This is a genomic window from Microcoleus sp. Pol12B3 (assembly GCF_036701355.1).
In the GTDB taxonomy this organism is placed as follows: domain Bacteria; phylum Cyanobacteriota; class Cyanobacteriia; order Cyanobacteriales; family Microcoleaceae; genus Microcoleus.
Map to the genome: position 1 here is coordinate 40,934 of NZ_JAUBQS010000016.1, position 13,304 is coordinate 54,237.

13 protein-coding genes are annotated in these 13,304 nt (G+C 45.5%); 7 read left to right on the top strand and 6 right to left on the bottom strand.

Translation table 11 applies throughout. From position 1 onward, the window contains the following. Positions 1-274: 274 nt before the first annotated feature. Complete coding sequence (locus tag QUA53_RS10715; protein ID WP_333067914.1) at positions 275-715, top strand: pentapeptide repeat-containing protein; 441 nt, start codon at positions 275-277, stop codon at positions 713-715. Between the two features lie 254 nt (positions 716-969). On the opposite strand, the gene crtH is transcribed toward QUA53_RS10715, so the two are convergent. Together crtH and QUA53_RS10725 are read right to left on the bottom strand one after the other, a co-directional pair. Next, entirely contained in the window at positions 970-2,514 is a 1,545-nt protein-coding gene (gene crtH / locus QUA53_RS10720) for a carotenoid isomerase (RefSeq protein WP_333097027.1), read from the bottom strand. 252 nt (positions 2,515-2,766) lie between these two features. Beyond that, positions 2,767-2,940, bottom strand: coding sequence for a hypothetical protein (locus QUA53_RS10725; RefSeq protein ID WP_333097025.1), 174 nt, complete (start codon positions 2,938-2,940; stop codon positions 2,767-2,769). A 37-nt stretch (positions 2,941-2,977) separates the two neighbouring features. On the opposite strand from QUA53_RS10725, the gene upp reads away from it, so the two are divergent. From upp to QUA53_RS10740, 3 genes are all read left to right on the top strand, one after another. Then, the gene (upp, locus tag QUA53_RS10730; RefSeq protein WP_333097023.1) at positions 2,978-3,628 is read left to right on the top strand and encodes a uracil phosphoribosyltransferase; all 651 of its coding nucleotides are present in this window, start codon (positions 2,978-2,980) and stop codon (positions 3,626-3,628) included. Between the two features lie 282 nt (positions 3,629-3,910). Then, entirely contained in the window at positions 3,911-4,378 is a 468-nt protein-coding gene (locus tag QUA53_RS10735; protein WP_333067921.1) for a TMEM165/GDT1 family protein, read from the top strand. Positions 4,379-4,437: 59 nt separating this feature from the next. Next, on the top strand, positions 4,438-4,731 hold the full coding sequence (locus QUA53_RS10740) for a TMEM165/GDT1 family protein (protein WP_190658036.1): 294 nt from the start codon (positions 4,438-4,440) through the stop codon (positions 4,729-4,731). 442 nt (positions 4,732-5,173) lie between these two features. Here the strand turns inward: QUA53_RS10740 and QUA53_RS10745 are convergent, their stop codons facing one another. Beyond that, entirely contained in the window at positions 5,174-5,680 is a 507-nt protein-coding gene (locus QUA53_RS10745) for a hypothetical protein (protein WP_333074814.1), read from the bottom strand. A 320-nt stretch (positions 5,681-6,000) separates the two neighbouring features. Between QUA53_RS10745 and QUA53_RS10750 the strand changes: the two genes are divergently transcribed. Both QUA53_RS10750 and QUA53_RS10755 read left to right on the top strand, forming a co-directional pair. Then, positions 6,001-7,254: an MFS transporter gene (locus tag QUA53_RS10750; protein ID WP_333097020.1), complete on the top strand. Its 1,254-nt coding sequence runs from the start codon at positions 6,001-6,003 to the stop codon at positions 7,252-7,254. A 224-nt stretch (positions 7,255-7,478) separates the two neighbouring features. Further along, complete coding sequence (locus QUA53_RS10755; protein ID WP_333097019.1) at positions 7,479-9,602, top strand: iron uptake porin; 2,124 nt, start codon at positions 7,479-7,481, stop codon at positions 9,600-9,602. A gap of 126 nt (positions 9,603-9,728) precedes the next feature. Here the strand turns inward: QUA53_RS10755 and hisIE are convergent, their stop codons facing one another. Beyond that, positions 9,729-10,379 (bottom strand): bifunctional phosphoribosyl-AMP cyclohydrolase/phosphoribosyl-ATP diphosphatase HisIE, encoded by a 651-nt coding sequence (hisIE, locus tag QUA53_RS10760; RefSeq protein ID WP_333097017.1) that lies wholly within the window; start codon positions 10,377-10,379, stop codon positions 9,729-9,731. Between the two features lie 327 nt (positions 10,380-10,706). On the opposite strand from hisIE, the gene hemL reads away from it, so the two are divergent. Further along, positions 10,707-12,005, top strand: coding sequence for a glutamate-1-semialdehyde 2,1-aminomutase (gene hemL / locus QUA53_RS10765; protein ID WP_333097016.1), 1,299 nt, complete (start codon positions 10,707-10,709; stop codon positions 12,003-12,005). A 236-nt stretch (positions 12,006-12,241) separates the two neighbouring features. On the opposite strand, the gene QUA53_RS10770 is transcribed toward hemL, so the two are convergent. Then, complete coding sequence (locus QUA53_RS10770; RefSeq protein ID WP_333097014.1) at positions 12,242-12,643, bottom strand: biopolymer transporter ExbD; 402 nt, start codon at positions 12,641-12,643, stop codon at positions 12,242-12,244. Beyond that, positions 12,627-13,286, bottom strand: coding sequence for a MotA/TolQ/ExbB proton channel family protein (locus tag QUA53_RS10775; protein ID WP_333097012.1), 660 nt, complete (start codon positions 13,284-13,286; stop codon positions 12,627-12,629). Before QUA53_RS10775 ends, QUA53_RS10770 begins: the two co-directional genes overlap by 17 nt. Positions 13,287-13,304 lie beyond the last annotated feature (18 nt).

Below are 13,304 nucleotides of genomic sequence, written 5' to 3' on the forward strand. Positions count from 1 at the left end.
AGAATTATCTCCATCTTCAGAAAGACGCATCGGTTGGCTATATTAACTAACCTAGAAGAGGTTACTACAAAAGTGCACTGTATGAAGTTCGGCAGTGTTAAGTTTTGCGAAATTATGTTTTGCTAGCTGGTCGAAACCATCTAGGTGTTGTTGAGAGCAATCGATATCACAGCCCATCTGTGAATTAGATCGCAACTTGCGAAAACAACCGTGGTAAGATTGTAGATATCAACACAAGAAGTTAAATACAGAGTCTGGTGAGGAAAAAAGGATTATGAAACGCAATCTATTAGCCGCTACTTTTTTAATTACTCCCCTACTGTTGGCTGGGCCGGCTCGCGCTGAAAATCCCGTTCACGTCAAACAGTTACTGTCAACTGGGCAATGTTTTAAGTGCGACTTATCAGGAGCAGATTTAACGGGAGCCCATTTAATTGGTGCTGATTTGAGAGAAGCAAATTTACGAGGAGCAAACCTATATAAGGCCAACCTCGAAGGTGCTGACCTAACGGGTGCTAACTTGACGGGTGCTAACTTAACCGCAGTTTTCCTGACTAATGCCAGTTTAAATGACGCAGACCTCGATCGGGCGAATCTGACTGCAGCCATCATTAACACCGCTGACGTATCCGGCGCATCAATGGAAGATATGACCATAACTGATGCCAAAATCTACAATACCCAAATCGGCGTCGGCGGTAGCTACGACCAGTGAACTCAGTAAAAGAATGAAAACTGCCAATTTTCAGTTTAAAACCCGGTTTTTCCCCAAAAACCGGGTTTTTAGTTTTTGTGTAGGGTGGCCAGGAACCTCGCATTTTCTCTCGTCTTTCAAACGAACCGTCTGACGCACCCTACTAAGAAGTAGGACACAATTAATTACACAAAACTATCGGCTACAAGTTTTGTTTAGTAAAAAATTAGCCAAAAATCAGTGGGTAATTAATTCTGTCTAATCATTTACTAGCCCTAAAAACCCAAATCAACCGCAATGCGGTGCGCGCAAGCAAACCCAGAAAAAGCCACCGCATTTAAACCCTGTCCGGGAAACGTACTGTCACCCACACAATACAAACCAGGCATAGAAGTTCGATTAAACGGCATTCCCAGCAAACCCATTAACTTTTGTCGCGGAATCGGCCCGTAAGTTCCGTCTTCGCGCCCCAAAAAGCGCCGGTGAGAACGCGCTGTCCCCACTTCCATATAATCCAAACCGGCATCTAAACCGGGGAAAATCTTTTCTAATCTTTCAATAATTCTCCCTGCAGCCTCTTCTTTTTTATCCTCATATTCCTGCTGCGAAAGTCCTTCCCACTGTTCTATCCAACTCGAAGTAAAAGCGTGAACTATGTGATATCCTACAGGAGCTAAATCTGCGTCAAGCACGGTTGGAATTGACACCAAAACAGTTCCCTCTGGCGCTTCCATTTTATCCCACTCTTCTAACAAAATGTGGTGGCAGGCGCTACCAGCAGGGATTACGCTTGCTTCTACTCCCAAATGCAAACTCAAGAAACTGGGGGCTTTTTGATAGCGCTGCTGCCATTTCTTCTCGCTAGCGGGCATCTCTTCGGCAGACAGCAATTTCTCAAAAGTATCCCAGCGCGTGGCGTTAGAAACAATCCGCTTTGCCCGGTAAACTTCGCCGGTGGCTAACTCGACTCCGACAGCGCGGCCGTTTTCTGTAATAATTTTTTTTGCTTTAGCTTTGTATTGAATTTTCCCGCCGCATTTTTCTAATCCTTCTACTAATTTTTGGGCGATTTGACCGACTCCGCCTTTGGGATAATTGATGCCACCGTAATGTCTGTCGGAAAATACCATTCCGGCGTTAATCATTGGCGTCAAGTCTGCAGGTACTACAGACCAGTAGTAGCATTCCATGTCGATAAATTTCAGCAAAGTAGGGTCTTTTATGTAGCGCCGCGCAATGTCGCCAGTATTTTGAGGCAGATATTTTACTAATCCCAAACAGGCTAAAGGATTCTGAAAAAAGACTCGGACGAGATATCCGGGTTCTTCTAGAGATAGCAATTCCATCCCGTTGAGGCAGTTGAAGACGTTCCAGCATTCACCGTAAAATTTGTGGATTCCTTCGCGTTCGTGAGGGAACCTGTCTGTTAATTCTTGCAAGTATTTATCATAAGCCTGGGGAACTTCAAGTTCTAAGCCGCTGGGTAAGTGATAGTGAAGCTGTACGGGGTCGGGAATCGTTTCTAGGGTGACGTTGACTGCTTTCAGGGCGCGGGTGAGGAGGTTGGTGGTGCCGCGCTGTCCGAACCCAAAAATCATGGAGGCCCCGACATCAAATCTGTAGCCTTCTCTATCGAAATATCCAGCGCTACCCCCCGGAATTGTATAGCTTTCGAGCACTAAAACTTTGGCTTTCTTAGCGGCTAGCTGGGTGGCGGTCACGAGTCCGCCAATGCCGGAACCGATGACAATTACATCAAAGTCTTGCTGTGTAGGGCGGGAGTTGGGAGAAAATAACTGGGATTGGGTAGGAGCTGACATTCGGTTAAAAATCTTAATATTTCTATGATTTTACAGTCGATCGCTCCCTAAGCAAGAAGTTCGGCAACGGATTATGTAGCGGATGTAAGGGATGCCAGGGAGACCGAAGTTCGGCAATGCCCCATGCCCAATATCCAATGCCTGATGCCCCTGCTTTCCAAAAAAAAATGCGGGAACAGTCTACCATTGCCGACTGCCCCCGTCTGCCGATCCTTTGAGAGGAGAACACTAAAAATCACTATAAGCTTATTGCTAATTTATGTCAATACTATTAGAAAAATATTTCAATAAGCTGATGGAGGTCGATCGGCGAATGGGTTCTAACTCAATCTCTGGCTTGTATGCGCCCTCAAGGATGTGATAAGTTGCACAGAGCGATCGATCGCCCGTTAGGGAAGCCCTTGAAGAAGATCGACCGCACCGCATAAAATCCTTCAAACCTAGCAATCTCCCCAATTTCCTAATGTCCCTGCAACTGCGCGTTTACGTTCCTCCACATCCATTAATTAAACACTGGCTGGCTGTTGCCCGCGACGCCGCCACCCCATCGGTACTTTTTCGTTCTGCGATGACAGAATTGGGAAGGTGGCTGGCTTACGAGGCGATTAGAGAATGGCTCCCGACAGTGGAAACCACAGTGCAGACACCTTTGGCAGAATGTCCGGCGGCTTTTATCAACCCCGAAGCTCCGTTAGTTGTGGTACCGATTTTGCGGGCGGGTTTGGCACTGCTCGAAGGAATTCAGACGGTTGTACCGCTGGCTTCGGTTTACCATCTCGGCATGGCAAGAAATGAGGAGACGCTGCAACCGACTTGTTATTTGAATAAATTGCCGGCGCAGTTTAACCCGGCAACGCGGGTGATAATTAGCGAGCCGATGCTAGCGACTGGCGGCACGATTATAGCGACAATGCAGGAATTGACGAAGCGGGGAATTGACCCAAGCTTGATTCGGATTATCTCTGTGGTGGCTGCTCCTCCGGCTTTGAAGAGGCTGAGTGCAGAGTACCCGAGTTTGATGATTTACACGGCAACGATCGACGAAATAGTCAATGAACAGGGCTTTATTGTACCTGGTTTGGGAGATGCGGGCGATCGAACTTACGGCACATAAACCAGTCAGTCAGTCAATTTTAGATTTTAGCTTTTAGATTTTAGATTGACTCGACACATAAGTCTGGGGGCTTGTAGGCGTCAGCCAATTTTAGATTTTAGATTGACTCGACACATAAGTCTGGGGGCTTGTATCCCTTTTTGGGGGCGGTGAGTTGTTCCAGGAATCAGTTGCTGAAATCTGCGCCAAAAAAGATGACCCTGGTTTGGTAAAAGCAGGCACAGAGAAAGTTAGAATCAAAAGTACAAGTCAAAAATAAATAGCTTTTAGCACTCATTGCCTGTGAAACTTGATTCTGTTCCGCCAAGCTTGTCTGCTTCTGACTCAGTAAACCTCAATTATGATTTGCCACAACAGGTACAACTACAAATAAAAGAGGTTACTGAGATTTGTGCTGCTTTAACCCCGGAGCCCGCTGAACTCTCAGTGACTCTAAATCCCGATATTTGTCAGGAACAAAAGAAACTGAAGCCGAAGCACTGGGCAATTTTTGCTTCGACTTTTGCAACTATTTTTTTAGCTGAAATTGGAGACAAAACTCAGCTCGCAATTTTGCTGATGACGGCTGAATCTCGAAATCCTTGGATCGTTTTTGCGGGTGCGGGTTCGGCTTTGATAGCAACCAGTTTGCTGGGGGTGTTGCTGGGAAGGTGGCTGGCTAGTCGGATTGCTCCGAGAACTTTGGAGAGAGCAGCCGGAGTGATTTTACTGGCGATTTCGGCGGTTCTGCTGTGGGAAGTGCTGGGTTAATTGTTTGCCTGTCGGTAAGTCGTAGATTTCTACAATAGCTAACTAAGAACAAAAAAAACATGGACTGGCAACTTTTGGGAATCAGTTTTATTACAGTGTTTTTGTCAGAATTGGGAGACAAAAGTCAATTAGCTGCGATCGCCCTGGGCAGCAGTTGTAACTCGCCGCGGGCTGTATTTTTCGGTACGGCGTCGGCGCTGCTGCTGGCGAGTTTAATCGGCGTGGCGATCGGCTTCAGCACGGCAGAGGTGTTGCCGGAACGACTGGTAAAGGGACTCGCGGCGATCGGATTTGCGGTAATGGGTTTGCGCCTGCTGTGGCCAAAAGCAGATTTACCGGAAGCATCCGAGTAGGGCGTGCGGTCAGTCGATTTTAGATTTTAGATTTACTCCACAGATGAATCTGGGAGTTTGAACAAGAGTCTAAAATTTTGCTTTCTCCACACAGGAGTCGTTCGCAACTATCCGTTTTGGAGCGGTCAAAAAACTCGCAAATATAGTTATCTCAAATTTGTTAGCATCGGAATTATTGCTATCTCTCTTCTATATCTCTGCGTGAATCTGCGTCAATCCCTTGTCATCTGCAGTTAATACATTCTATTTTTTTAACCGCAGATGAGGGCATATAAACACAGATTAACGCCGATGAGTATTAAATCCGTAAGAGAGCTAATGCCTGCAATTCCAGCATAGTTTACGAGCACGTCAAAATTTCAAAAATTAGCAGCGGGCGTGAATTCATGCCCGCTGCTAAAGGTTGAGTTTTTCTCAACTCAAGCTCTGAGTATTGTGTCAATTACGCTTGGTTTTGGTAGCACCAGCCGATTAGGGTACCGGCGACAGCCAACTTTAGCGCTTCCAATGCAAAATAGCCTTGGTGCAGTAGATTCATCCCGGCGGGAACTTCTGCTGCAGAATCGAACAGATTTAGCTGCATTCCCAAGGCGCTCATTTGGGGTGTTAGGGCGTAGGTGTCAATCAGGGCGATCGCTAGAAGTACCAATGATAATAAAATTGCTGTGCGGCTGCGCTTGCCGAAGTCACTGACTAAATTGCTCAAAACCATCAAACCCGTTGCCACCAGGCCTGAACAGATTAACTCAACGCGGTTGAATCCCCAGAACATTAAATTTCCGGCTGTTGCAAACTCGGGAGATGTCATCATGCCAGATACGTAGAGACTGGGCATAATTACTAAATCCAAAATCAGGCTACCGCTGAGCCAGAAAATTAGGGCCACCATGACAATTGCTTGCCATCGCGGTTTGATTGATTCCACTCTTGATGTTGTAATAGCTGTCATATAATTAGACCCTCTAAAATTTTTTTCTGCCTTTTCTAGAGTTTAACTAACTTTTTTCTAAAATTCTGTTAAGTATTTTTAAATTAATGGTAACTTTTGTGTAACATACCCTGAAGAATTGTTAAGCTCACTTATGTTTGTCATCACATCGGTTAACTAATACTAATTCGGAAAAAGTACGGAATAAATTAATAATTACTCACAAAACTTATGCACTGCGACCAAAGACACCTGTTTTTGACTCTGATTAAACACGGTAACGTATTTTTTATAAAAAACCACGTTTCTGCGTCCAGAAATAACTGCTAATTTAACTGTATATGCCTAAATTTCAATTATCCTCTTGGTTGCCCCGTCTCCCCCCTCAAGTCTGGATTCTTGCCGCCGGCAGATTCCTCTCCCAAAGCGGCACCGGTTTTACTTTATTTTACGCGCCGATATTTTTTGTCGATGGCGTCGGTTTATCTGCTACTGCTGTTGGGATTGGTTTGGGTAGCGGTTCAGTTTCGGGAATATTCGGCAGAATTTTGGGCGGTTCTTTTTGTGATTCTAAATTTTGGGGAAGGCGGCGAACTTTACTGCTGGCGGCAGTTATTTCGGCGGCGGCTTCTTTTGTACTGGCGGCGACTAATGATTTCGTTGGCTTAATTGCGGGCAATTTACTGATGGGTTTGGGTGTGGGTTTGTATTGGCCTCCAACCGAGACGATGGTGGCGGATTTAACGGAGGGCGAACAGCGACAGGAAGCTTTTGCTTTGACGCGGCTTGCTGATAATTTGGGTTTGCAAGTTGGGATTATTTTGGGCGGTTTGTTGATTGAGGTAACGGGGAATTATCGATCGCTCTTTATTATTGATGGTATCTCGTTTTTAGTGCTGTTTGCGGTGGTGGCGATCGCGATCGCCGAAACCTACAAACCAGCTAATCCAGCGGATAGAGGCAAAAAAAATCGGGAAAATGGTTGGATGGTGGCGCTGAGCGATCGAAGTCTTCTAGTTTATGCTTTAGTAAATACTCTGTTCACGTTATATATTTCCCAAATCCAAACCACAATGCCGCTGTACTTTAGCAAGTTTGTCGCGGTGGGGACATCGGGAAAAGGCTTTTCAACAGGTACAATTACCGTTTTATTTGCTTTTAGCACGTTTTTAACTGTGGCTTTGCAACTGCCCGTTGTTAAAGCTTTGAGGCCGTTTTCTTGTGCGAAAGCTTTGATGATTTCGGCGCTGCTGTGGGGAATGGGATTTATCGCGATCGGCTTGACGGGAATGGCTGCAACAGGCAATCTATTTTTAGCTGTTTTAGGATTGAGCTTTTTGTCGGTTGCGACTGTTGCTTATACGCCTTTTGCCTCTGCTTTGGTCGTGGATTTAGCGCCGGATTCTTTACGCGGCGTGTATTTAGCGGTTAATTCTCAGTGTTGGGCGATCGGCTATTTAATCGGGCCGCCGCTAGGCGGTTTGGCTTTGGATAGAGGTAAATGGGCGGCGGATAATTTTTGGTTGGGTTTGGCTTTGAGTGTGATTGTGGCTCTGGTTATTTTGCAAAAGCTCGATCGAATGTTGAAAAAATAATTGCTAAAATACAACTTTTGTGATAATCTAATCCACCCGATAGATAAATAACTCGCAAAAAATGCCTAGCGGTCTTAAGCTCTTATAGTAGGCGGTTGTTTTACTTATTTTATTAGACCTATAAAAAATATTAACTCAAAACTTTGTGGTTGGCGATACCAAGTAGTTTTACAATTCCTAGAAAGCTAATAGCAATTTTACAATCAAATTTGTGAGGATTTCTAGTGAAAGCACATCTACTATTTAGTGCTGGCGCAGTAGGTTTACTGTATATACTTGCCAGTTCTTTACCATCGGCAGCCATGCCTCCCGCCGAAAAAAAGACATTAGGTACTGAAGAGTTAAAAGAGTCAGAGGCTAAAATTAGCCTCAATACAACTGTTGAAAATCAGGTCAAAGCCCCTGAAACATCCGAGTTAAAATTAGTTGAGGGGCTGCAAGTTTACAACACCGTCTCAACAACCAATCAACTTGCCAATCTCCCCCAAGAAACTGCCCACCTGAATCTGCCCGAAACAGCAGCATTAACCGCAGAAAATCCCGGGGAAAACTCATTAAACTTAGCCAAAAAACCAGCAAACCCAGCCCCAGCAGAAGGCACAGGACAAGTATCTGTTGCCCCTTCCCAAAACTCCCAGACACCAGCAGAAGCCACAGAAAAAACATCTGTTATTCCCACCCCTAACCCTGCGCCAGTAATTGCCCAAACAGAAAGTTCTACTTCCGAAAAGTTAGCTGAAATCGAAAACAGCACTTCCTTAGAACCCGCGGCAACCAACAGGGAAACTTCTGAATCCAGCGAACTCCAGCAAGTAACATCTGTATCTCAACTCTCCGACGTGCGCCCCACAGACTGGGCATTTCAAGCCCTGCAATCTTTAGTCGAAAGATACGGCTGCATAGCGGGATATCCTGACGGCACATTCCGAGGCAATCGGGCAATGACTCGCTACGAATTTGCCGCCGGTTTAAACGCTTGCTTGGATAAGGTTAGCGAGCTAATTAGAGGAGGTACAGGTAACTTAGCGACAAAAGAAGATTTAGCCACATTGCAAAGATTGCAAGAAGAATTTGCAGCAGAATTAGCCACTTTGCGGGGTCGAGTCGATGCTTTAGAATCCCGTACCGCCGAACTAGAAGCCAATCAATTTTCGACAACCACTAAACTCAGCGGCGAAGCAATTTTTAGCGTTGCCGACACTACCAAAAACAATAGCAGGGAGACTGAAACAGTCTTAAACTACCGATTGCGCTTGAATCTGCTGACCAGTTTTACAGGTAAAGATACGCTGATAACTGGCTTGCAAGCTTACAACATTCGCAGCTTCGGACCTAATTTAGGTTTGTCAACAGGGGCATTTAGCGGTTTGTCTGATAGTGAAGCAAAACTGAGTTTTGAACCGCAATTTCCCGGAATTAATCCTCAGACTCTATCTAGCATTGACGCCAATGCTGTTGAACTTTACAAGCTGCTTTACGTCTTTCCAGTTTCTAACAGCATCACTTTATTTGCCGGCCCGAAAGCCGAAACTTCCGACGCTTTTCAAGCAATTACTCCATTTGCTGGAGAAGGGCAAGAAGCCGTCTCTAGATTTGCAGGCTACAACCCTGTTGTCCGCGTATCCGGTGGCACTTCTGGCAGCGGTTTGGCATCGGCAGGCGGGTTTATTTGGAACATTTCCAAAAAGCTCAATTTGACAGCTTTGTACGGCAGTGTAAATGCAGCTTTGCCTACTGATTTAGGCTTTCCAGCGACTCCGTTAGGGGCGGGTTTATTTGATGGCAGTACTGTTGCTGCAGCGCAGTTAACTATTAAACCTACCAGCAGTATCGACATAGGTTTAAATTACGCTTACAGTCGCCACCAATTGAATATTCTTGCTACAGGATTAGGTGATGCCGATTTGGGTTCTATTTTGGGAGCAGATAGAGAACCTGTTAGCGGTGGCGTGAGGCTGAATTCGTTTGGCGGAACTGCAACTTGGCGGCTTTCTCCGAAATTAGCTGTTTCTACCTATGGAGGTTGGATAATTGCTGACGCTGAAAGAAGCAATGCTTCTACAACTTTCAACAGTTGGATGGTAGGTTTGCATTTCCGAGATTTGTTCGCACAGGGCAATAATGCAGGTATTCTGTTTGGACAGCCACTGGATCGCGATTCCGTAAGTGGCGGTGCTCGCTTTCAGCAAAACAAAGCCACTCCTTACCATTTAGAAGCTTATTACCGCTTCAAAGTCAACGATAATATCAGCATTACACCCGGAGCTTTTGTGCTGTTCAATCCTGAAGGAACTAAGGATAATGACACAGTAGGAGTGGGTGTCCTCCGCACAACTTTTACTTTCTAAAGGGAGTCGCGACACTATTATCCGTTTGTAGTAAGGACTTCAGTCCTCGATCTGTTTGTAGTAAGGACTTCAGTCCTTTATGATAAATTTAGGCAACTTAAGGACTAAAGTCTTTACTACAAAGGATTATTTTCGTCGATCGCCTAATTTGCGGTAAACTTCTCTCAAATCAACTTCATGGTGAGCCAAAGCAACCAAAGCATGATAAAATAAATCCGCAACTTCCCCAGCAATCCCCTCTTTGTCGTCATCTTTACAAGCCATTACAACTTCCGCCGATTCTTCGCCAATTTTCTTGAGAATCTTGTTGTCGCCACCCTCGAACAACTTGCAAGTATAAGAACTTTCGTTAGGATTGTCGCGGCGATCGCAAATTACGGCAAATAATTGAGATAACATATCCCCTGGCGGCGGTGAAATTTCCCCATCAACTTGGTGGAAACAACTTCTTTCTCCTGTGTGACAAGCAATATCTCCGACTTGTTCGACAGTGACTAGCAAAGTATCACTATCGCAGTCGTAACGCAGCCCTTTGACATTTTGAACGTGTCCCGAAGTCGCGCCTTTTGGCCATAATTCAGCGCGCGATCGACTCCAGAACCAAGTTTGCCCGGTAGAGAGCGTTTTTTGCAGCGACTCCCGGTTCATCCAGGCCATCATTAACACCGTACCGTCCAAATAATCTTGGACGATCGCAGGAACTAAACCGCGATCGTCGTAACGAATCTTTTCAATTGGGATCGATCGGCTCAAACTTGATAAATCAGAAGTAGACATAATTTTATTTCAACTTGGTAAGATAGATTAACGCTTTCCTGTCGGAGATTTTTTTTTAATTAACCGCAGAGAACGCAGAGGACGCAAAGGAAGAGAGAAGATTGAGCAAGGGAGGGGTAAATTGTCAAGAACTCTTTTACAAAAAATTACACTTTAGGGCGATCGATGTGGGTGCTACAAAGCCTGAAAAACCCAAGCTAGTATTGCTACTCATTGGTTTGTACCCTAAAATTTACTAGAATAGTTTCCTTGAATCGACCTAACCTTTATGTTGAACTGGTTATAAAATTATTCTACCAACAACAGACGTTCACTAAGGAGAAAACATTGGTTTCCACAACCTTGAAAACGACCAAATCAGAAGAAATTTTCGCAGCAGCCCAGAAGTTGATGCCAGGTGGCGTCAGTTCCCCCGTCCGCGCCTTCAAATCCGTAGGCGGACAGCCCATCGTCTTTGACAGGGTAAAAGGAGCCTACATTTGGGACGTTGACGAAAACCAATACATCGACTACGTAGGCACTTGGGGCCCAGCCATCTGCGGCCACGCACACCCGGAAGTCATCAAAGCCCTGCACGAATCTTTAGAAAAAGGTACGAGTTTCGGCGCACCGTCGCTGTTGGAAAACGTACTCGCCGAAATGGTCATCGATGCCGTTCCCAGCATTGAAATGGTGCGATTTGTCAACTCCGGCACCGAAGCCTGTATGGCCGTTTTGCGGCTGATGCGAGCTTTCACCGGACGCGATAAACTGATTAAATTTGAAGGCTGCTATCACGGGCACGCCGATATGTTCTTGGTAAAAGCCGGTTCCGGCGTCGCAACTCTCGGCCTTCCCGACTCACCGGGCGTCCCGAAATCCGCTACTGCTAATACCCTCAACGCTCCCTACAATGACTTAGAAGCAGTTAAAGCTTTATTTGCCGAAAATCCCGGCGAGATAGCAGGTGTAATTCTCGAACCAGTGGTGGGCAATGCCGGTTTTATTACCCCAGATGCAGGTTTTCTCGAAGGTTTGCGGGAAATTACTAAAGATAACGGTGCTTTGTTAGTTTTTGATGAAGTAATGACCGGTTTCCGCATCGCCTACGGCGGAGCTCAGGAAAGATTCGGTGTCACCCCGGATTTGACTACTTTGGGTAAAGTTATCGGTGGCGGTTTGCCGGTGGGAGCTTACGGGGGAAGGCGGGATATTATGGGGATGGTTGCTCCTGCTGGCCCAATGTATCAAGCGGGTACGCTTTCGGGAAATCCTTTGGCGATGACTGCTGGGATTAAGACTTTGGAATTGCTGCAAAAACCCGGCACTTACGAACAGTTGGATAAGATTACCAAAAAACTGTCTGATGGATTGCTAAAAATTGCTAAGGAAGCCGGACACGCGGTTTGGGGCGGGCAAATTAGCGGGATGTTTGGCTTGTTTTTTGCGGCTGGCCCGGTTCACAATTACGAGGATGCGAAGAAGTCGGATTTGACGAAGTTCAGCCGCTTTCACCGGGGAATGTTGGAGCACGGCATTTATCTGGCTCCTTCGCAGTTTGAGGCTGGATTTACTTCTTTGGCTCATACTGAGGAAGATGTCGATCGAACTTTGGCAGCAGCGCGTGAAGTGATGGCAAGTATTTAACGTGTGTAGTAAGGATGTTCGTTCTTAAAACTCAGGAATAAATAATTAAAGTCCTTGCTGTTTATTGACAGTAAGGACTTTAATTTTTAACTGCTTTATCAAATAAAGTCCTGAATTGTACTGACTATTCAGGACTAGCTCTCAATCAGGTTTACAGTTTTTTTTACTAGAGCGGCACAGGGTAATTTCAGTTTAAAGGCGTGAGTAAATTACAAATTAGTAATTATAGAATCTCTCTACTTTGCGGTAGCAATCCCTAACTTAGCTCCCTTAATTCGGCGCAATCTATCCATAACTTCCACCACATTTCCGTGATTGACGCTTTTATCCGCATTCAACACAATTAAGGAACTCTGATTTGACCCCATCACCTGTCGCACCGTACTCTCAATCTGGTCTAAGTTGACTAACTTTTTATCAACCATTAATTTTCCTTGAGCATCAATAGTGACGGTAATTTTAGCAGGCGAGTCCTGAACTTGAGAGGTTGATGCTTTCGGTAAATTTACGGGCAGACCCTCGGATTTGGATAAAGACATAGAGGAAACAATTAGAAATGTCAATATGGCGAAGACCACATCAATCATTGGCACGATGTTAATTTGGGGAATATTATCAGGTTCATCGGGTAGGCGCATAATTAGATTCTCTTAGTAGTTGTTCGTAGCGGTGACGGTACAATAGCTCTAACTGGCCGGAGGCTTCCTGAATAAAAGCTATCTGCTGTAAGTAAAACCCGCGAAACATATTGGCAAATAAGAGTGTAAAGATTGCCACCACTAACCCTATTGCTGTAGAGACGAGGGCTTCACTAATCCCAGAAGTAACGCCTGCAGCATTGGTGCCCGTGGCATCCCCCAGTTTGAGCGAGGAAAAGGTGGTAATTAACCCCAAAACTGTTCCGAGCAACCCAAATAGTGGGGAAAGGCTGATAATGGTGTCAAATATTGTATTGAATCGCTTCAGGATAGGGATTTCTGCCTGAGCGCCACTCTCTAGGGCCAAACGAAATTCTTCGATGTTGGGCGAGTCTAATTCTAAAGCTTCTAAAAAAATCCGGGCTAGGGGCAAATCGCCGTTTACTTGTAACTTTTTGATGGCGGAATCGGGATGTTGACTGTAGACCTGTAGCACTTCTCGCACAACTCGCCGCTGCCGCCGATTTACCCTAAACCAAAAGGCAAGACGCTCTATGATCAGGGCGACTGCTGCGATAGACGAGGCAAATAGCGGCCAAGCAACAATGCCTGCGGCCTTAAAAATGTAAATGAGACTATCCATTGGTTTGTACTCTCGCTA

Excerpts from the sequence above, each read along its gene's own strand:
- QUA53_RS10715 (WP_333067914.1), top strand. The coding sequence starts at position 275 with ATGAAACGCAATCTATTAGCCGCTACTTTTTTAATTACTCCCCTACTG.
- crtH (WP_333097027.1), bottom strand. The coding sequence starts at position 2,514 with ATGTCAGCTCCTACCCAATCCCAGTTATTTTCTCCCAACTCCCGCCCT.
- QUA53_RS10725 (WP_333097025.1), bottom strand. The coding sequence starts at position 2,940 with ATGCGGTGCGGTCGATCTTCTTCAAGGGCTTCCCTAACGGGCGATCGA.
- upp (WP_333097023.1), top strand. The coding sequence starts at position 2,978 with ATGTCCCTGCAACTGCGCGTTTACGTTCCTCCACATCCATTAATTAAA.
- QUA53_RS10740 (WP_190658036.1), top strand. The coding sequence starts at position 4,438 with ATGGACTGGCAACTTTTGGGAATCAGTTTTATTACAGTGTTTTTGTCA.
- QUA53_RS10745 (WP_333074814.1), bottom strand. The coding sequence starts at position 5,680 with ATGACAGCTATTACAACATCAAGAGTGGAATCAATCAAACCGCGATGG.
- QUA53_RS10750 (WP_333097020.1), top strand. The coding sequence starts at position 6,001 with ATGCCTAAATTTCAATTATCCTCTTGGTTGCCCCGTCTCCCCCCTCAA.
- hisIE (WP_333097017.1), bottom strand. The coding sequence starts at position 10,379 with ATGTCTACTTCTGATTTATCAAGTTTGAGCCGATCGATCCCAATTGAA.
- QUA53_RS10770 (WP_333097014.1), bottom strand. The coding sequence starts at position 12,643 with ATGCGCCTACCCGATGAACCTGATAATATTCCCCAAATTAACATCGTG.
- QUA53_RS10775 (WP_333097012.1), bottom strand. The coding sequence starts at position 13,286 with ATGGATAGTCTCATTTACATTTTTAAGGCCGCAGGCATTGTTGCTTGG.